This window comes from Novosphingobium terrae (assembly GCF_017163935.1).
In the GTDB taxonomy this organism is placed as follows: domain Bacteria; phylum Pseudomonadota; class Alphaproteobacteria; order Sphingomonadales; family Sphingomonadaceae; genus Novosphingobium; species Novosphingobium terrae.
In genome coordinates this window covers 1,574,980-1,593,446 of the sequence record NZ_JABVZR010000001.1, presented here as the reverse complement: position 1 = coordinate 1,593,446, position 18,467 = coordinate 1,574,980, and the positions used below count along the sequence as shown (strand labels likewise).

Annotated in this window: 12 protein-coding genes; 11 read left to right on the top strand and 1 reads right to left on the bottom strand. The window is 65.7% G+C overall.

What is annotated here, in order from left to right; all coding sequences use genetic code 11:
* Window positions 1-76: 76 nt before the first annotated feature.
* From HGK27_RS07250 to HGK27_RS07230, 5 genes are read left to right on the top strand one after another with little or no spacing between them, the layout of a single operon-like run.
* Window positions 77-703 carry a hypothetical protein gene (locus HGK27_RS07250; RefSeq protein WP_206239916.1) on the top strand — a complete coding sequence of 209 codons (627 nt, stop codon included), beginning with the start codon at window positions 77-79 and terminating at the stop codon, window positions 701-703.
* Window positions 700-3,876 (top strand): efflux RND transporter permease subunit, encoded by a 3,177-nt coding sequence (locus HGK27_RS07245; RefSeq protein WP_206239915.1) that lies wholly within the window; start codon window positions 700-702, stop codon window positions 3,874-3,876. The genes HGK27_RS07250 and HGK27_RS07245 overlap by 4 nt, the downstream gene beginning before the upstream one ends.
* A gap of 9 nt (window positions 3,877-3,885) precedes the next feature.
* Complete coding sequence (locus HGK27_RS07240; protein ID WP_241126911.1) at window positions 3,886-5,043, top strand: efflux RND transporter periplasmic adaptor subunit; 1,158 nt, start codon at window positions 3,886-3,888, stop codon at window positions 5,041-5,043.
* Window positions 5,040-6,503 (top strand): efflux transporter outer membrane subunit, encoded by a 1,464-nt coding sequence (locus HGK27_RS07235; protein ID WP_206239914.1) that lies wholly within the window; start codon window positions 5,040-5,042, stop codon window positions 6,501-6,503. Before HGK27_RS07240 ends, HGK27_RS07235 begins: the two co-directional genes overlap by 4 nt.
* Before the next feature lie 10 nt (window positions 6,504-6,513).
* Window positions 6,514-6,870, top strand: a complete 357-nt coding sequence (locus tag HGK27_RS07230) for a c-type cytochrome (RefSeq protein ID WP_206239913.1) — start codon at window positions 6,514-6,516, stop codon at window positions 6,868-6,870.
* Between the two features lie 120 nt (window positions 6,871-6,990).
* Here the strand turns inward: HGK27_RS07230 and HGK27_RS07225 are convergent, their stop codons facing one another.
* Window positions 6,991-8,820, bottom strand: coding sequence for a M61 family metallopeptidase (locus HGK27_RS07225; protein WP_241126909.1), 1,830 nt, complete (start codon window positions 8,818-8,820; stop codon window positions 6,991-6,993).
* Window positions 8,821-9,060: 240 nt separating this feature from the next.
* On the opposite strand from HGK27_RS07225, the gene HGK27_RS07220 reads away from it, so the two are divergent.
* The 6 genes from HGK27_RS07220 (at window position 9,061) to HGK27_RS07195 (ending at window position 18,450) form a co-directional block, all read left to right on the top strand.
* Window positions 9,061-11,229, top strand: coding sequence for an amidohydrolase family protein (locus HGK27_RS07220; protein WP_206239912.1), 2,169 nt, complete (start codon window positions 9,061-9,063; stop codon window positions 11,227-11,229).
* Window positions 11,226-12,599 (top strand): CapA family protein, encoded by a 1,374-nt coding sequence (locus HGK27_RS07215; protein ID WP_206239911.1) that lies wholly within the window; start codon window positions 11,226-11,228, stop codon window positions 12,597-12,599. Before HGK27_RS07220 ends, HGK27_RS07215 begins: the two co-directional genes overlap by 4 nt.
* Before the next feature lie 322 nt (window positions 12,600-12,921).
* Entirely contained in the window at window positions 12,922-15,204 is a 2,283-nt protein-coding gene (locus HGK27_RS07210; RefSeq protein WP_241126906.1) for a TonB-dependent receptor, read from the top strand.
* 68 nt (window positions 15,205-15,272) lie between these two features.
* Window positions 15,273-16,727 (top strand): S10 family peptidase, encoded by a 1,455-nt coding sequence (locus HGK27_RS07205; RefSeq protein WP_206239910.1) that lies wholly within the window; start codon window positions 15,273-15,275, stop codon window positions 16,725-16,727.
* Complete coding sequence (locus HGK27_RS07200) at window positions 16,727-17,692, top strand: ornithine cyclodeaminase family protein (RefSeq protein ID WP_206239909.1); 966 nt, start codon at window positions 16,727-16,729, stop codon at window positions 17,690-17,692. Before HGK27_RS07205 ends, HGK27_RS07200 begins: the two co-directional genes overlap by 1 nt.
* A gap of 53 nt (window positions 17,693-17,745) precedes the next feature.
* A complete protein-coding gene (locus HGK27_RS07195) occupies window positions 17,746-18,450 on the top strand; it encodes a helix-turn-helix transcriptional regulator (RefSeq protein WP_206239908.1) in 705 nt (234 codons plus the stop codon).
* Window positions 18,451-18,467 lie beyond the last annotated feature (17 nt).

The window sequence follows — 18,467 nt, the reverse complement described above, 5'->3', positions numbered from 1 at the left end:
TTGTCATTCATCCTATGCATGTACGAATTCATACTATGCGTTGGAGAAATAGATGGCGCAAGGGCAATGCCGATGCATGACACAAGGCCCCCTTCCCTCCTTCACCTGGCATGAGCTTGGCAAGCCGCCTCCCCAGCCCGAGGCGCTTGTGCTGCATCTCTGCATGCCGGGAGAACTGCCCATGGCGCGACGCCGGGCGCAGGCATGGCAAGCCATCGTGCCGCGCTGCGCCTTTGCCGCGTTGAATATGACAGGTGGCGCAACCCCGGCGCCCCATTCCAAGCTTCATACGCTCATCCGGCGGCACACGGTGCATCTGGGCCTGCATGAGGGCCAGCTCGTGGTGATAGCTGAAGGCCGTGCTGCCCTGTGGGCGCTGGGTCTGGTGGCCCGCCCGTCAGCCCTGAACCCTCATGCCGTGCTGGCGGATCTGCCTTGTGTGGACATGCCTCAGCCCCCCGGCGGCAGGCAGAACGCGACCTGCTCGCTGCGCTTCGTGCAACACCGCCTGCCCGAAGACCCGGAAAACCGTCGCTTCCATCACACCGTCAACGCCCTGCGCCGCGTGGGGTTCGACATCCGCACCATCCTTCTGCCCGATGGCGCCGGGCCGCATGCCCGCGCCATCGCCGCCTTTCTGGTCGAGCTGGTCGCCATTGCCTGCCGCTCGCCCGCCACCCCCGATCCGGAGCAGAGCGCATGAACCGCATCGTCCGCATCGCGCTCGATCGCCCCTATACGGTGATCGTGATGTCGATCCTTATCCTGATCGCCGGTGTCATGGCGATCCTGACATCGCCGGTCGACATCTTTCCGCCGGTCAAGGTGCCGGTGGTCAGCGCCGTTTTCAGCTACAACGGCCTGTCGCCCGATGAGATGTCGGGCCGCATCGTCACCTATTACGAGCGCGCCCTGACCACCAGCGTCAGCAATGTGGAACACATCGAGTCCCAGTCGATCCCCGGCTACGGCGTGGTGAAGATCTATTTCCAGCCCTCGGTGGACATCAACGCCGCCCTTGCCGAGGTGGCCAGCACATCGCAGACGGTTTTGAAACAGATGCCCCCCGGCATCACCCCGCCCACCATCCTCAGCTTCGATGCCTCCAGCGTGCCGGTGCTGCAACTCGCGCTTTCCAGCAAGACGCTGCCCGATACGGCGCTCAACGATCAGGCCTCCAGCTTTATCCGCCCGCAGCTGGCCTCGGTGGCGGGCGCGTCGATCCCACTGCCCTATGGCGGCAAGGTGCGCCAGATCCAAGCCGATCTCAATCCGCAGGCGCTCCAGCAATATGGCCTGTCGGCCAATGATGTCTCCGCCGCGCTGGCCGCGCAAAATCTGATCACCCCGGTGGGCACGCAGAAGATCGGCAAGCTGGAATATACGCTGAAACTCAACGATTCCCCCGATGCGATCGCCGCCTTCAACGCTCTGCCGATCCGCACGGTGAAGGGCGCGACGATCTATATGCGCGACGTGGCCTTCGTGCATGACGGCAACCCGCCCCAGACCAATGTCGTCCATGTCGATGGCGGCAATGCGGTGCTGCTCAGCGTGGTGAAATCAGGCGCCAATTCCACGCTGGCGGTGATTTCGGGCGTGAAAAACCTGCTGCCCCAAATCCGCAGCACCTTGCCCGATGGCATCAAGCTTCTGGCCACCGGCGACCAGTCCGTCTTCGTCACCGATGCGGTCTCCAGCGTGGTGCGCGAAGGCGTGATCGCGGCGGGGCTGACCGGGGTGATGATCCTGCTGTTTCTGGGCAGCTGGCGCTCGACGCTGATCATCACCGTCTCGATCCCGCTGTCCATTCTGGCGGCGCTGGGCTGCCTTGCCGCCTTTGGCCAGACGATCAATGTGATGACGTTGGGCGGTCTGGCGCTGGCGGTCGGCATTCTTGTTGACGATGCCACCGTCACCATCGAGAACATCAACGCCTATCTCGAACGCGGCGAAAAGGTGCGCGATGCGGTGATCCGCGGCACCGAGGAGGTGACCCAGCCCGCCTTCGTCTCGCTGCTGTGCATCTGCATCGCCTTTGCGCCCATGCTGCTGCTGAAGGGCGTGCCGGGCAATCTGTTCCTGCCGCTGGCCGAGGCGGTGGTCTTCTCGCTGATCGCCTCCTTCATCCTGTCGCGCACGCTGGTGCCCGCTATGGCCGACTGGCTGATCCATGAACCCAGCCATGATGCCGCCCCCGGCAACCTCTTCACCCGCTTCCAGCGCGGTTTCGAGGCCCGTTTCCAGACCATCCATGCCTATTATCTGGGCCTGCTCGATCTGGCGCTGGTCAATCGACGCAAGGTGGTGGGCGGCTTTCTGGGCTTCTCGCTGCTCTCGCTGCTGCTGGTGACGCAACTGGGGCAGGACTTCTTCCCGCCGCTCGATGGCGGGCAGATCCGCCTGCATATGCGCGCCCAGACCGGCACGCGGATCGAGGGCACCACCCGCACCGCCGATCAGGTCAGCGCCGCCATCCACCAGCTGCTGCCGGGGCAGGTTGCCGGGGTCGTCAGCAACATGGGGCTGAGCATCAGCGGCATCAACATGGCCTATGACAATGCCGGCACCATCGGCAATGAGGATGCCACGCTGCAGATCACCCTTGCGGCCGATCACGCTCCCACCGCCGAGGATGTGAAGCTGCTGCGCGAGGAACTGCCCCGCCGCTTCCCCGGTGTGGCGTTCGATTTCCTGCCCGCCGACATGGTCAGCCAAATCCTGAACTTCGGCACCCCCGCCCCCATCGACCTGCAGATCGTGGGCAGCGACACCGCCGCCAACCGCGCCTATGCCGACAAGGTTCTGGCCCGCATCCGTCAGATCCCCGGCATTGCCGACGCGCATATCCAGCAGGCCTTCCAGCAGCCGCAGCTCAACATCGATGTCGATCGCTCCTTTGCGGGCATGGTGGGGCTGAACGAAAAGGATACCGCCGATGCGCTGCTGACCAATTATGCGGGCAGCACGCAGGTCGCCCCCACCTTCTGGCTCAACCCCAAGACCGGCGTGTCCTATCCGGTCTCGATCCAGACGCCGCAGCGCGCGGTTTCCTCGCTTGATGCGCTGCGCAACACCGCCATCTCGCCGGCGGGTGCCTATGGGCGCAGCCCGCAATTGCTGCGCAATATGGCGCAGATCCATCGCAGCCGCAGCAATGCTGTCAGCTCGCATTACAATGTGCGCCCGGTAATCGACATCTATGCCTCGCCGCAGGGACGCGATCTGGGCGCTGTGGCCGCCGATGTGCAGAAGATCGTCAAGGACACCGCCGCTCAGCTACCCAAGGGCGCTACCGTTGCCCTGCGCGGTCAGGTCGCCACCATGCAGAGCGCCTATAGCCAGCTCTATCTCGGTCTGGCTGCCGCCATCGTGTTGATCTTTCTGCTGATCGTGGTGAACTTCCAGAGCTGGCTCGATCCGCTGGTGATCGTGCTGGGCCTGCCCACCGCGCTCGCGGGCATGGTGTGGATGCTGTTTGCCACTGGCACGCCGCTTTCCGTACCGGCACTCACGGGCGCCATCATGTGCATGGGCGTGGCCACCGCAAACTCCATTCTGGTGATCGCCTTCGCCCGCGAACACATGGCCACCGGAGAGGACGCCCTCGCCTCCGCGCGGGAGGCCGGACTCGCCCGCTTCCGCCCGGTGCTGATGACCGCCACCGCCATGATCCTGGGCATGATCCCCATGGCCATCGAGCCGGGCCAGAACATGCCGCTGGGCCGCGCGGTGATCGGTGGGCTGCTGCTTGCCACCTGCGCCACGCTGATCCTGGTGCCCACGCTGTTCAGCATGGTCCACCGCAAGCCTGCCCCCGAAACCACCCCAACACAAGCAACAGACGCCGGCTCCCCCCAGCCCGCGCAACACTGAGGCGCTGTCATGACCATCACCCTTCAAGCCAGAATGCCCAGCCATCGCGTCCTTCTTGTCACCGGAGTCGGCGCCGCCGTGCTGGCCATCGCCGTGGCCACCGGCGGGCTGGCCAGCCGCGCGCATACCGCCCATGCCAATGCGCAATGGTCGCAGGTCCAGTCGGTCCCTTCGGTCTCGCTGGCCAAAGTGGAGAACGGGCAGACCGACCGGATCGAACTGCCCGGCACGGTGCAGCCCTTCCAGAAAGCGCAGATTTATGCCCGGGTCAGCGGCTATCTGCGTTCATGGCAAGCCGATATCGGCACGCCGGTGCGCGCCGGGCAGACGCTGGCCATGGTCGACACGCCCGATCTCGACCAGCAGCTGGCGCAGGCGCGCGGCGATCTGAATGTCGCGCGCGCCAATGCGAAACTGGCCACGCTGACCGCCCAGCGCTGGAAGGCATTGCAGACCAGCGGCGCCGTCTCGCAGCAGGTGATCGACGAAAAGGCCGGAGACAGCGATGCCAAAAGCGCCGCCGTCGATGCCGCGCTGGGCCGCTTGCGCAGCATCGAGGCGCTGGCCGCCTACAAGCGCATCGCCAGCCCCTTCACCGGGATCGTCACCGCGCGCAAAACCGACATCGGCGCGCTGATCAACGCGGGCGCCAATGGGCAGGAGCTGTTCGAGGTGGCGGACCTCAGCCGCTTGCGCATCTATGTGCAGGTGCCACAGACCCTCGCCTCGAAGCTGAAGGTGGGGCAGCAGGTCGATTTCACCCTGCCCGAAAGCCCGGGCCAGACCGGCCACGCCACCATCGCGGCCATATCCCATGCGCTCGATCCCTCCACGCGCACCATGCTGGTACAGTTGCAGGCGCCCAACCCCGCAGGAGCCATCGACGCCGGAGCCTATTGCACGCTGATCTTCAAGGAGGCAGGCGCCGCCAATGCGCTGCGCATTCCCGCCACGGCGCTGATCGCCCATGACAGCGGATCGCAGCAGGTGGCGGTGCTGGCGCCCGGCAACATCGCGCGGCTGAAAACCGTCACGCTGGGCCGCGACCACGGCAATGCGGTGGATGTGGTGGCCGGTCTCGCTCCGGGCGACCGCGTGATCGACAGCCCGCCCGAAACGCTGCGCGATGGCGACCATGTGCGGTTGGGCACGGGAGCGAGCGCATGAAACGCCTGCGCCTTGCCCGCAGCGTTATGATGACCATGGGCGCCTCCCTGATGCTGGCCGGATGCAACCTTGCGCCCGCCTATCACCCGCCGGTCGCGCCGGTTCCCGCCGGCTACAAGCCGATCCCCGGCTGGCAGGCGGCATCGCCTGCCGACATGACCGCGCGGGGCTCATGGTGGAGCCTGTTCAACGATCCCGTTCTGGCCGGGCTGGAACAAAGGCTGGATGGCGCCAATCCCGATCTGGCCGCCGCCGTGGCCCGCCATGACGCCGCGCTGGCCTATGCCGGGCAGGCGCGCGCGGCGCTGCTGCCTTCGGCGGAGCTTCAGGGCTCGGCAACGCAGAACCGGCAATCGCAGCAGCGACCGCTGCGCGGGACGGACCAGCCCGATAATTACGGTGCCGACCAGATCAACGGCGTGATCGGCTATGAGATCGACCTCTGGGGCCGGTTGCACAACCAGCTGCGCAGCCGTCAGGCCATGGCTCAGGCCAGCGATGCCGACCGCGCCGCGATCCAGCTCAGTCTGGAGGCGCAACTCGCCACCGATTACATGACCCTGCGGGGCCTTGACGACCGGATCCACCTGCTGGACCTGACCGTGGCCTCCTACGATCGCAGCCATGCGCTGACCCAGACGCTGTTCAACGGCAAGATCGCCGCGCAAATGGACGTCTCGCGCGCGCAAGTGCAGCTCGACAATGCGCGCATCGCCGCCGCTCAGGCCCGTGCCGACCGGGCGGTGATGGAGGATGCCGTGGCCGTGCTGGTGGGCGAAGCGCCCTCCACCTTCCAGCTGCCACCCGCCGCTGCGCCGCCGCTGCCCGATGTGCCCGTCGGCCTGCCCGCAACCTTGCTGGAGCGCCGTCCCGATGTCGCCTCGGCGGAACGCGCCGTCGCCTCGGCCAATCTGGGCATCGGCATCGCCCGCGCCGCCTTCTATCCCAGCCTGACCCTTGGCGCGCTGGGCGGCGTGCAGAGTCAGGGCGAAAACCCCTTCAAGGTCGGCGACCTGTTCTGGGGGCTGGGGCCCGCAGTGACCTTGCCCATTTTCGAGGGCGGCAAGCTGAAAGCACAGTTGGCACAGGCTCAGGCGAAGGTCCGGGAAGCCTCCGCCCATTATCGCGCCACTGTCCTCACCGCGTTCCAGCAGGTGGAAGACAATCGCGCCCAACTGGCCCGACTGGCTCAGGAGGCCGGGTCCTCGCAAGAGGCCGTTACCGCCGCGCATCAGACCGCCGATGCCGCCCTGAGCCTTTATAGCAATGGCGCCACCAGTTTTCTGGATGTCGTGACCGCCCAGACCGCACTGCTTCAAGCCCAGCAGGCGGCGCTCGACATCAGGACACGCCGTCTTGTGGCCTCGGTGGGCCTTGTGCGCGCTCTGGGCGGCGGTTGGCACACTCCCTTCATCGATCCCACTCCTGCCCCCGCCTCCAAAGCTGCCCTGCATCCATGAAAGGACTGTCATGACGCTGCTTCGATTTCGCATCCTCATTTCGGCATGGCTGATCCTGCCCACCGGCCTCGCCCCAAGTATCGCCATCGCCGGTGATATCCCAGCCGGGCTTGGCGAGCGTCTTGTGACCCAAGGGTCGTCCTCGGGCGTGCCGGGCTGCATGTCCTGCCACGGTGCGCAATTGCACGGGATCGCCGCGCTCAAGAGCCCTGCCATCGCGGGCCTGTCTTCCGCCTTCATTCTGACCCGGCTTGAGCATTATGCCGGACCACAGGGCCACAATGCTCAAATGAAGCTGGTCTCAACGGGCCTGACCATGCCGGAGCGGCAGGCGGTGGCCATCTATCTCTCCAGCCTCAAGCCATGATCGCCTGTCGTAAGACACTCATCTCCGCTTGGGATCAGGGGCATCACGGGCCAAACGACAGCGGAGATCAAGGTTAGGACATTGCCGCTGCTTTGACGGCGCCTGACCCCGCCCCCAAGCCTAAAGCGCGCAGCGATCATCCGAAACGCCCGCCACCCGCTGCCATTGATAGGCCTGCACCGTTTCGCCCCGAGGCAGATAGGTGAGCGGAAAAACCCGCCCCTCGCGCCGGATCGACAGCTTGAGCCACTCCTCCTGATTCCCCTGAATGCCGTCCTGCGGAACCGGCAGCACGATCTCATCGCCGTTGCGCAAACCCGCCCGGTCCGCCGCCGATCCCGGGATCAAGCCACGCACGATGCGCTGCGTCTGGGCCAGAACGGCGGAATCGAAGCCCAGCTCATAGCGGCGCATCGGCCGGGTGGTGCGCTCGAAACAGGGGCCGAAGGCATCGGAGGCGGGCACAGGCTCCCGACCGCCCAGAAAGGCCCGGAAATCATCGACAGCCCCGTTGCCCAGCTCGCTTTGCAGCAGAGCCTCCCAATCGGCATTGCCCAGAGCGGCACCCGCCTTCTCTTTGGCCAGCAAAGCCAGCATCAGATCATCGAGCGAGCGCTTGCCCTGCGATCGCTTGCGCACCGCATCGTCGATGGTGGCGAAATAGAGCATCCCGCGGTCATAGGGCAGGGTGCGGATGCGCGTATCGGCCCAGAAACGCTTGGGAACTTCGCTGTTGGGCGCCTCGGCCATGGCGCTGGTGTAATAGCGCCCGGCATGCTTGTTGAGATCGCGCAGGAAAGCCTCGGGCGTGATCAGCCCGTAACGTAGCGGCAGGCGGCGCTGGTAGAAGGTGGCCAGCCCCTCGCCGAACCATGAGGATTCAAGGCCCGCAGGCTGGGTGATATAGGGCTGGAAGGTGTGGAACATCTCATGCGCCAGCGTGATGCGCACCTCTTCCGGATCGCTGCCCTGCCCGCCCGCGCGCCCGAAGGTGGTGACGAAGGAGTGATAGAGCCCCACTCCGCCCCCGGCATTGATCGGATTGTAGCGCAGAAACACGCCATAGGGCGGCGGCGAGGCCTGCCCGAACAAGCTGGCATAATGGCCATAGAGCGCGCCCGTCCAGCGCATCAAGGCCTCGGCATCGAAAGGCGCCTGCCCCTGCCAGGCCGCGAAGAAACCGCGTGCGGGCACGGGATGAGGCCAGATGCCGATCCGCCCCACCATGTAATAGGCCATGCGCAGCTGCCCGGCCGTCAGCGCTTCGGACACATTGACGGTGCCCTCGCCATAGGAGCTGATGCCCTGCGCGCCCTTGGGCAGCGCCGCTAGATTCCAGCTGACCTTTGTGCGATAGGCCGCCTGCCCCGGCGGCAGCAGCAGGAACATATGGCCCGCGCCGGAAGCGCCCTGCCCATCATTGCTGAAGGCGAAGGGCGGCGCGGGTCCCCGCGGCGGCAGCGTGGCCTCGGCAGGAACGTTGTAGCGCACGGTCAGGGCGCCGCTGGTGGCCCGGTCGGCCACCCATTCGCGCGAGGGACCGCCCGATTCCTCATCGCGGGCCGCCTCCAGCGGCAGATCGACCGTCCGCGCAACAAGGTGAAGCGGCCCCTGCGCATCGCGGACATCCAGCCTGCCGAGAACCATGGCAATGCTGTCCACATTGCTGGCCACCAGCGGCAGGCGCAGCACGGGTTGCCCCGCCGGAATTGCCAGCCCACCCAGCCGCAGTTCCACCGCGATGGCGCCGATCTGGCCATGACCTGCCGCCGCCGGGCTGGGAGTCAGTTCGATGCCCAGCGTGGGCGCGGAGACGGCGCCACCCTTGCCCTGCGCCGATGCTGGTGTCGCAACAGGCAGCATCGCGGCAAGCGCGGCCACCATGGCCGATGACCAGAGCGCCAGCCTTCTGCGATCCCTGCCTGTGCCTGCCTTTGCCCTTTGCCTCATGATCGTTCCCCGGCTGCTGTCACCACGGAACCAGCCCCTGCCGATCCCGAAAACTCCCCGCGAATGTCAGCCCATCATCGGGCCTTGCCCAAGGGGTAAACATACACCTTGGCATCCGTCTCCGGAAAGAATATCAACTTATTTTTGAAGTGAGCAACATTAATTTGAAATGCTGATCATTCCGCTCCGCGCCGCCTGAACCGGCAGCCTTCCGCAACCTCTGATCCGGAGAATTCCGCCATGCCTTATCGCTCTTCGTCTCTCCGGCAGCGGGTTGGCCGTTATCGTCGCGCAATCCTGCTGGGCGCCGCCATGCTGGCCTGCGCGACCGGGGCTCCTGCTCTGGCAACATCCGCGCCGATGGCCGAGGAAAGCTTCACCATCATCCAGAATGGCGAGACGGTGGGTAGCCTTACGGCACGCCATGCGGCGGCAGGCCTGCACGTCTCCTACCGGGTGGATGACAATGGCCGCGGTCCGAAACTGGAAGAGGATATCCGCCTGTCGCCCGCCGCTGTCCCGGTCAGCTGGACGATCACGGGCACCTCGCTGATGGGCGGCCCGGTCAGCGAGAGCTTTGCGTGGGATAAGGGCGCCGCCCATTGGCACAGCCAGGCCGACGCCGGAGACAAGCCCGCCGTCAACGCGCCGCTATACATCGCCAATGATGCCACACCCTATGACTTGCTGCTCTATGCCCATGCCGCGCTGGCCCAGAGCCGCAATCCCGATCACGGCAGTCTGCCGGTGCTGCCCGGCGGCACGCTGACCGTGGACCGGCTGCGCACGGTTACGCTCGGCAGCGGGGCCAGAAGGGTTGCGGCCAGCGTCTATCGTCTGTCGGGGCTGCAACTGGCGCCGCAATATATCCTGCTCGATCAGCAGAAGCGGTTGCTTGCCTCCATCGGCGATCTGGCGGTGACGGTGGCCAAGGGGCACGAAGGCGATGTGCCGCAGCTGCTGGTGCTGGCCCGCCAACTGGCCGAGGAGCGCGTGGCCACGCTGCAGAAGGAGCTGGCTCACCGCGTCGAGGCGCCGATCCGCTTGCGCAATGTCCATATCTACAATCCGCGCAGCATGACACGCGGGGACCTCTCCACCCTGATCGTCATGGACGACCGCATCACCCAGATCCTGCCCGGCGACGGCGGCCCGGTTCCGGCAGACGAGGCAGTGATCGATGGCCAGGGCGGCACCGTCTATCCCGGCCTGTTCGATATGCATTCGCACACCTCGCTCGACAGCGGGCTGTTCTATCTGGCGGCGGGCGTCACCTCCACGCGTGATATGGGCAATGACAATGCCTTCCTCCAGCAGGTTCTCAAACGCCTTCAGGCCCGCGAGATGGCCGGACCCGCCATCACGCCCGACGGCTTTATCGAGGGCCGCAGCCCCTATTCGGCGCGCATGGGCTTTGTGGTCGATACGGTGGACAAGGGCCTCGACGCGGTGCGCTGGTATGCCGACCGGGGCTATCGCGAGATCAAGATCTACAATTCGCTCAATCCCGACTGGGTCAAGCCGCTGGCCAGCGAAGCCCATCGTCTGGGCCTTGGCGTCACCGGCCATGTGCCTGCCTTCAGCTCGCCGGACCGGGTGATCGCGGATGGTTACGACACCATCGCCCATCTCAATCAGCTGACGCTAGGCTGGGTGCTCTCCCCCAGGGAAGACACACGCACGCCCTTGCGGCTGACCGCCATGGTCCGGCTCGCCGATCTCGATCTCAACGCACCGCAGGTGCAGGCCAGCGTCGCGCTGATGAAGGCGCATCACACCAGCCTCGACACCACCACCTCAATCATCGAGCGGTTGATGCTGAGCCGCGCGGGTGTCGGCGGTCCGGGCGATGATGTCTGGCTCGACCATATGCCGATCGGCTATGAACGCTATCGCAAGCGCACCTATGTGCCGCTGAAGGACAAGGCCGAGGATGATGCCTATTTCAAGGCTTTCGACAAGGCGCTGGCGGTGATGACCATGCTGCACAAGGCAGGCATCCGCATGCTGCCCGGCACCGACGACACCACCGGCTTCAGCCTGCAACGCGAACTGGAACTCTATGTGAAGGCCGGGATCTCGCCCGCGCAGGTGCTGCGCATGGGCACGCTGGATTGCGCGACCTATCTGGGCACCGATCATCAGACCGGCAGTCTGGAGGTGGGCAAGCAGGCCGATATCGTGCTGGTGGCCGGTGATCCCACCAAAGACATCGCCGCCATAAAGCAGCCCGCCATGGTGATGCATGCCGGGGCGGTCTATTACCCCGCCGAAATCTATCGCGCGCTGGGCATCGCGCCCTTTGCGGCAGCGCCCGCCTTGCATATGCCGACCATGGCGCCGCCGGTTGCCGGAGCCTCCGCCGGGTCAGGTTTCGCCGCCGATGATGATGGAGACTTTCAGCCATGACACGCCTGAAGCTGCTCCTGACCGCCACCGTAGCCATGATGGCGGCCCCTTCCCTTGCTGCCGATGCGCCCCCGGCGAGCGGCGCGCTGACGCTCGCGCTGGGGGGCGATATGATCGGCCCCTATCAGCCGCTGGCTCAGGCCGACAAGCAGGGCTTCGCGCCGATTGCCGCGCTGTTGTCGCAATCCGATCTTGCCATCGCCAATTTCGAGGGATCGAGCTTTGCGCTGGCCTCCTTCAACGGATCGGCCTCGGCGGAGACAGGTGGCGGCTATCCGGTGATCCCGCCCGAGAATGCGGCGCTGCTGGCAGGCATGGGCCTGCATCTGGTGAGCAAGGCCAACAATCACGCCACCGACTGGGGCTATGAGGGCCTGACTGCCACCTTCACCACCCTGCGCGAGCGCAGGATCACCTTCGCCGGAGCAGGGCGCACCATCGAAGAGGCCGCCGCGCCTGCCTATGTTGCCACACCGCATGGCACGGTGGCGCTGATCAGTGTGGCCTCCACCTTCACGCCGATGGCGGTGGCAGGCAAACCGGTGGAGCGCGGCGGCCGCAGCTTCGACCGCCCCGGGATCAATGCACTGCATGTGCATCAGGTGCGTCTGGTCACGCCGGCGCAACTCTCCGCCATGCGGGTTGCAGCGGGACCGGTCGCCATTGCCACGCCGGAGCACAGCGATGAACTGCGGTTGGGCGACCAGCTTTTCCGCGCCGCGCCACAGGCCGGGACGATCTGGGAGGCCGATCCCGCCGATGTCGCAAGGCTGATGGGCGCCATTCGCGAAGCACGCAGCAAGGCGCGTGTGGTCGTGCTGGCGATCCACGCCCATGAAACCGCCGGGGACGTGGACGATATGCCCCCTGCCCCCTTCGAACCGCTGGTGCTGCACCGCGCCAACGAAGCCCCAAGCCCCGATGAGCCGCAACCCGCCGCGTTCCTCCAGCCGCTGTTCCATCAGGCCGTGGAAGCCGGGGCCGATGTCGTGCTGCGCAGCGGGCCGCATGTGATCGGCGGGATGGAACTCTATCGCGGGCGCCCGATCTTCTATGGGCTGGGCAGCCTGTTCTTCGGCTTCGGCGGGCAGCGCAGCTACAAGGCGCCGGGCGGCCAGATCAAATCCTTCCCTGACGGGTGGTTTCGCACCATCGTCCCCGTGCTGCGCTTCGATGCCAAGGGTCGCCGGTCGATCCAGATCCACCCGGCAGCGATACGCTCCAGCCATGATGCCGCGGACGGCCTGCCCGAACGCCCGAGCGCCACCGAAAGCCAGGCCATTCTGGCCGAGTTTCAGCGCCAATCGGCGGTCTGGGGCACGAAACTGATGGTCAATGCCGCCACGGCGGAGATCACACTTCCTGATTAGAGGTCTGCCCCGCGCGTGGCAGGCACGACCTCAAACCGCCAGTGGACAATCGCGCATTGACAGAAGTTCAAATTTTTGTTGATGTCATCAAAATTAAATAGAAACCAAAATGCACTGACTCGATGGCCGCAAGCCATCCAGTTCACAACCATCCCGCATCATGCGGGTCTGCCAGGGATCGGCCTCTCGCACTGAGAGGGCGGGGGAATTTCAAGGAACTGTCATTCGTCCTGCGTCGTGGACGCGGGGGAGAGGTCACGCCTGCGGGATCGGGCGTGACCTCCTGTGCGAAGGCAGCAGGGATAACAGTGAGGGAACGATCATGATCAAGACTGGGGTTGAACCGAAAAACCTTGCACGCCGTCTGGCCCTCTCGCTGCTGGCCAGCGCCGCCTTGCCCGGCATGGCCATGGCGCAGGACAGCACCGGTGCTGGCAGCGAGATCGTCGTCACCGCGCAGAAGAAAAGCGAGCGGCTGATCGACGTTCCCGTCTCGGTCACGGCGGTGGGCGCGGATATGCTCAAGGATCAGGGGCTCAACCGCCTGAGCGATCTGGCCCAGCGCGTGCCCGGCCTGCAACTGGGCGGCCAATATATGGCCGATATCTCGATCCGCGGCATCACCACCGGCGGCGCGACCGGCGCGACCGTGGCGATCATGATCGACGATGTGCCCTTCGGCGCCATGAACAACTCCAGCCAGCCGCCGATCCCCGATTTCGACCCCGGCAGCCTTGAATCGGTCGAGGTGCTCAAAGGCCCGCAGGGCACGCTTTACGGCGCCTCCAGCCTGGGCGGGCTGATCAAATATGTCACCAAGACCCCGGACACGCACACATGGTCCGGCTATGTCGAGGCAGGCACCAAGGTGGTGACCGGCGGCGCGCTGGGCGACAGCTTTCGCGGCTCGATCAATGCGCCGATCATCAAGGACAAGGTGGCGCTCGATGTCAGCGGCTTCTACCGCTATGACGCGGGCTGGCTGAACAATGTGCCCACCGCCTCCACCGCCACCGATCCCAAATCGACGGCAGGCATCGCCTATAACGTCAACAACAAGAAGACCTATGGCGGGCGCGCCGCGCTGCTGATCACGCCCACCGACACGCTGAGCATCACCGCCTCGGCGCTGGTGCAGAAGGTCACCGGCAATTTCGCGGATCTGTCCTCCACCTCGGGCGGCATCCGCCTGGTGGACACCGGCACCGCGCCCACCAATTTCACGCCCTATTACGTCAACAACCGCACGCTCAGCGTCGCGCCTGCCACGCTGGATTCGATCTATCGGCTCTATTCGGTGCATGCCGACTGGAAGCTGGGCTGGGCCACGCTGACTTCCGTCACCGGCTGGAGCCACTTTTACGACGATCAGGAAAATGACGTCACCGCCTCCTTCTCCTTCCTGCCGCGCATCTATGGGCTGGGGTCGGGCTCCTCGGTGCAGATCAGCAATGCGGGCATGAATGACCGCTTCACGCAGGAACTGCGTCTGGCCGGGCACAGCCGCCTGCTCGACTGGACCGTGGGCGGCTTCTATCTGCGCGAACATGCCAAGCTGGCGCAGAGCCTGTTTCTTTACGATGGTTCCAACGCGAAGCAGGGCACGCCCTATGTCGGCTCCGGCCCCGATGCCTTCCGTGAGGTGGCCGGTTTCGCCGATGTGACCTTCCACGCCACCGACAAGCTGGACCTGACCCTTGGCGGCCGCCTCGCTCATGATGAGGAAACCGCCCAGACCGCCGTGGTGGTCACCGGCGCGGCCACCGCCGTTTTCGGGGATTCCTCGGTGCAGACGGCAACCTCCAAGGGCACGCCCTTCACTTGGGTGGTGTCGCCCACCTATCACATCACGCATGACATGATGGTCTATGGTCGCATCGCCACCGGCTATCGCCCCGGCGGCGCCAATGTCGGCGCGCTCAGCACCATGCCCGCCACCTATGGCGCCGACCGCGACACCGATTACGAGATCGGCTTCAAGGGCAATGTCGTGCCTCATCTGCTGACGGTGGAGGCCGCGCTGTTCCAGGTCGACTGGCGCAACATCCAGTTGCAGGACACCGATGTCTCCAACCTGACCTTCATCACCAATGGCGGCAAGGCGCGCAGCCGGGGCGTGGAACTGAGCGCCCATGCCACCCCGTGGCGCGGCATGGCGCTGGATGGTTCGGGCACCTACACCGATGCCGTGCTGACCCAGAACCTGCCCACCATCTCGACAGCCGCCGTGCTGCTGGGTTCGGCGGGCGACCGGCTGCCCAATTCGGCCAAATTCTCCACCACCCTGTCGGCCCAGCAGGACTTTGACCTGTCCGAGCGGCTGGGGGCCTTTGCCGGGATCACCTACAGCTATGTGGGTGACCGGATGAGCGCCTTCATCACGCAGGGCAACACGCGCCCGCGCTTCACCATCCCGGCCTATGCCACGGTCGATCTGCGCGCCGGTTTCACCTGGGACAAGGTGTGGAAGATCAATGCCTATGCCCGCAACATCTTCAACTCGCACGGGCTGGTCAGCGCGTCGAACCGCAATGGCGCGACGACGACCTATGCCACCTACATCCTGCCCACCAACTATGGCGTGAGCATCTCGCGCAAGTTCTGATCCGCCGGGGGTGGCGGCCTGCTGCGGGCCGCCGCCCCGTCTTTTCTCCCCTTTGTCAGAGGCTGGCCATGCTCCCTTCGTCCCTCTCTCGCGGTGTGATCCTCGCCCTTTCGCTGGGTATGGCGGGCGCGCAGCCCGTCGCGGCGCAGGAGGCCGCCCCCACGCATCATCAGGGGACATTCCACGGCAAGCCCCTGACCTATGATGCGGCGCTGGACACGATCGACATTCCCGGCACCGACGGCCAGCCGGGCGCGCGGCTGAAAAGCTTCACCTACACGCTGCCCCATGCCGCGCCGGGCCGGCCGGTGATGTTCCTGTTCAACGGCGGGCCGATCGTCCCCTCGCATTACATCCATATGGGGGCTTTCGGACCACGCAGGCTGGCGCTGCCCGATCCGTCCGACACAGCGGGAACGGCAAGTCTGGTCGACAATCCTGACAGTCCGCTCGATGTCGCCGATCTGGTGTTCATCGATCCGGCGCAGACCGGCTTCAGCACCATGGCGCCGGGCGGCGATCCGCGCCGCTATTTCTCGGTGGAGGCCGATGGCCGTCAGGTCACCGCTTTTATCGAGCACTGGCTCGATGCCTATGGGCGGCGGGAAAGCCCGGTCTATATCGTTGGGGAAAGCTATGGCACGCTGCGCGCGGCGGCGGTGGCCGGGCAACTGGTCGATCTGCCGCGCCCGATCCATCCTGCGGGCGTGATGCTGCTGGGACAGGCCCTCAACATTGTCGAGACTGCGCAGCGCCCCAACAATCTGATCGGCTATGCCGTCGCCATGCCTACGCTCACCGCCATCGCGGCCTATCACCATCTGATCGACCTGCATGGCAAGAGCCTCGACACGCTGATGGCCGAAAGCTGGGCCTTTGCCTCCGGCCCCTATCTGACCGCACTGATGCAGGGAGACACCCTGCCGCCCGCGCAGGCCGCCTCCATCGCCCGCCATCTGGCCGAGCTGACCGGCATCTCCGCGCGCTATTACCTCGATCACCGCCTGCGTATCACCAAGGAAGACTATCGCCGCACCGCATTGGCAGACAGGCATCTGGTGCTGGGCGCCGATGATGCGCGCTATGTCACGCCCGACAAGGGCAAGGACACCGCCGATGCCTCGCAGCGGGTGCAGGTCCAGTTCGATGAGGGCTTCCGCCGCTACAGGACACAGGAACTGGGGATCGCGGAGGGTGCGGACTATGTCACCGGCTCCCCGGTCAAGGGGCTGGACGACTGGGACTGGGGCGGGCGTTCGCCCTTCGGCGACTGGCCCTTTTCCGCCGCGATCACCCATGCCTTCAGCCGCGATCCTGCGCTCAAGGTGATGGTGGTGACCGGCACTTACGATACGCTCACCACGCCGGGCGCCTCGCGGCTGATGGTCAATCAGGCGGGCTGGCCTGCGGCGCGCGTGAAGCAGGTCGCCCTGCCCGGCGGCCATATGTTCTATACCGTGCCCGCCAGCGAGAAGGCCTTTATGGCCGATGTGCATGATTTTATCACCAAGGACCTGCCCTGATGCCCCTGACCCATTACGATGCCGATGCTGTGCGGACCAATCTGGACTATCCCGGCTGCATCGAACAGATCGCCATGGCGATGCGCGCGCTCAGCACCCATGACAAGCCCCAGCCGCTGCGCAGCATCCTGCCGCTGGAGGAAGGGCAGCTTTTCGCGCTGATGCCCGGGCAATTGTCAGACGGCACCGGCTTTGGCGCCAAGGTCATCAGCGTCTTTGCCGATCAGGACAATCCCAGCCGCTCGGCCCATCGCGGCCTTGTCGTGCTGTTCGCGCCCGGCACCGGCGAGGTGCTCTGCACCGGCGATGCCGGGGAGATCACCCATATCCGCACCGCCGCCGCCAGCGCCGTGGCAACGCGGGCGCTGGCCCGGCCCGATGCCCGCCACCTCACCCTCTTCGGCTGCGGCGCCCAGGCCCGCACCCATGCCCGCGCCATGGTCCATGTGCGGCCCATCGAGGCGATCACGGTCTGGGGCCGCTCGCCAGAGGCAGGGCAGGCCTTTGCCGCGCGCATGAGCGAGGAACTCGCCCTGCCCGTGCGCTTCGAGAGCGATGGCGAGGCCGCCGCCCGTCAGGCCGATATCATCTGCACCGTCTCCAGCGCGGCAACGCCGATCCTGCAAGGGGCATGGCTGCAACCCGGCACGCATCTCAATCTGGTGGGCTCCAGCTTTGCCGGGCCCGTGGAGGTCGATCACGCCGCCGTGCTGGCGGGCCGCTATTTCGTCGACAGCCGGGCCTCGGCGCTGGCGGCAGCGGCGGAGTTTCTGGCCGCGCGAACCGCAGGTCTGGTCGATGACACGCATATACAGGGCGAAATCGGCGCGGTGATCGCCGGGGACGCCAAGGGGCGGCAGAGCGCCGAGGAGGTTACCATCTACAAATCGCTGGGGCATATTGTTCAGGATTTATCGGCGCTGGCCTATCTTCATGCCCGTTCCACAGGCATGACAGTGGCCTGAACCGGCCTGATACGCCTAGAGCGACGCTGCGCCCCATCGCTGGAGTTTCCCGCTTGCCCATCTCCCCTCCTTCCGGCCCCGACCGCCCGGCAGACAAGACCATCGAGATCCTTCAGGGGGTGATCGAGGTGCTGCGCAACTATATGCCGCCCTCGCTTGAGGTGGTGGTCCATGATCTGACCCGCCCGGACAGTTCGGTCGTGGGCATCGTCAACGGGCATGTCAGCGGGCGGGGCGCCAGCAACTCCATCCTTGCCGGCCCCAGCGAGGACAAGGGCTTCGAGGCACTGATGCCGCGCGACCCGCAGGACCGCTCCACCACGCGGGTGGTCAAGGATTATGTCTCTCGCACGCGCGACGGGCGTGATCTGCAATCCTCCACGGTGGTGGTCTTCGACGATGCGGGCGAGCCGGTGAGCGCGCTTTGCGTCAATATGGATGTCGCCAGCGTGCAGGATCTCAACCGCCGCATCAGCGACTATCTGCTGCCCGCCCCGCAACCCTCGCCCGATGAAGGTGGTGAAGGCACGATCGACCAGCTGATCGACGAGATCGTTGCCGATGCCATCGCCCATAATGGCGGCGACGCCCGCCGCATGACCAAGGCCGAGAAGGTGGCGGCGGTGGCGGCGATGAATGCGCGCGGGCTGTTCCTGATCCGCGGCGCGGTCGAGCATGTCGCCAGCCGCCTCAACGCCACCAAATTCACGATCTACAACTATCTCGACGAACTCGGCGCCCGGCGCGGGCAAGGCTGAGCCAAAGCCGCAAAAGC

Excerpts from the sequence above, each read along its gene's own strand:
- HGK27_RS07250 (WP_206239916.1), top strand. The coding sequence starts at position 77 with ATGACACAAGGCCCCCTTCCCTCCTTCACCTGGCATGAGCTTGGCAAG.
- HGK27_RS07245 (WP_206239915.1), top strand. The coding sequence starts at position 700 with ATGAACCGCATCGTCCGCATCGCGCTCGATCGCCCCTATACGGTGATC.
- HGK27_RS07240 (WP_241126911.1), top strand. The coding sequence starts at position 3,886 with ATGACCATCACCCTTCAAGCCAGAATGCCCAGCCATCGCGTCCTTCTT.
- HGK27_RS07235 (WP_206239914.1), top strand. The coding sequence starts at position 5,040 with ATGAAACGCCTGCGCCTTGCCCGCAGCGTTATGATGACCATGGGCGCC.
- HGK27_RS07230 (WP_206239913.1), top strand. The coding sequence starts at position 6,514 with ATGACGCTGCTTCGATTTCGCATCCTCATTTCGGCATGGCTGATCCTG.
- HGK27_RS07225 (WP_241126909.1), bottom strand. The coding sequence starts at position 8,820 with ATGAGGCAAAGGGCAAAGGCAGGCACAGGCAGGGATCGCAGAAGGCTG.
- HGK27_RS07220 (WP_206239912.1), top strand. The coding sequence starts at position 9,061 with ATGCCTTATCGCTCTTCGTCTCTCCGGCAGCGGGTTGGCCGTTATCGT.
- HGK27_RS07215 (WP_206239911.1), top strand. The coding sequence starts at position 11,226 with ATGACACGCCTGAAGCTGCTCCTGACCGCCACCGTAGCCATGATGGCG.
- HGK27_RS07210 (WP_241126906.1), top strand. The coding sequence starts at position 12,922 with ATGATCAAGACTGGGGTTGAACCGAAAAACCTTGCACGCCGTCTGGCC.
- HGK27_RS07205 (WP_206239910.1), top strand. The coding sequence starts at position 15,273 with ATGCTCCCTTCGTCCCTCTCTCGCGGTGTGATCCTCGCCCTTTCGCTG.
- HGK27_RS07200 (WP_206239909.1), top strand. The coding sequence starts at position 16,727 with ATGCCCCTGACCCATTACGATGCCGATGCTGTGCGGACCAATCTGGAC.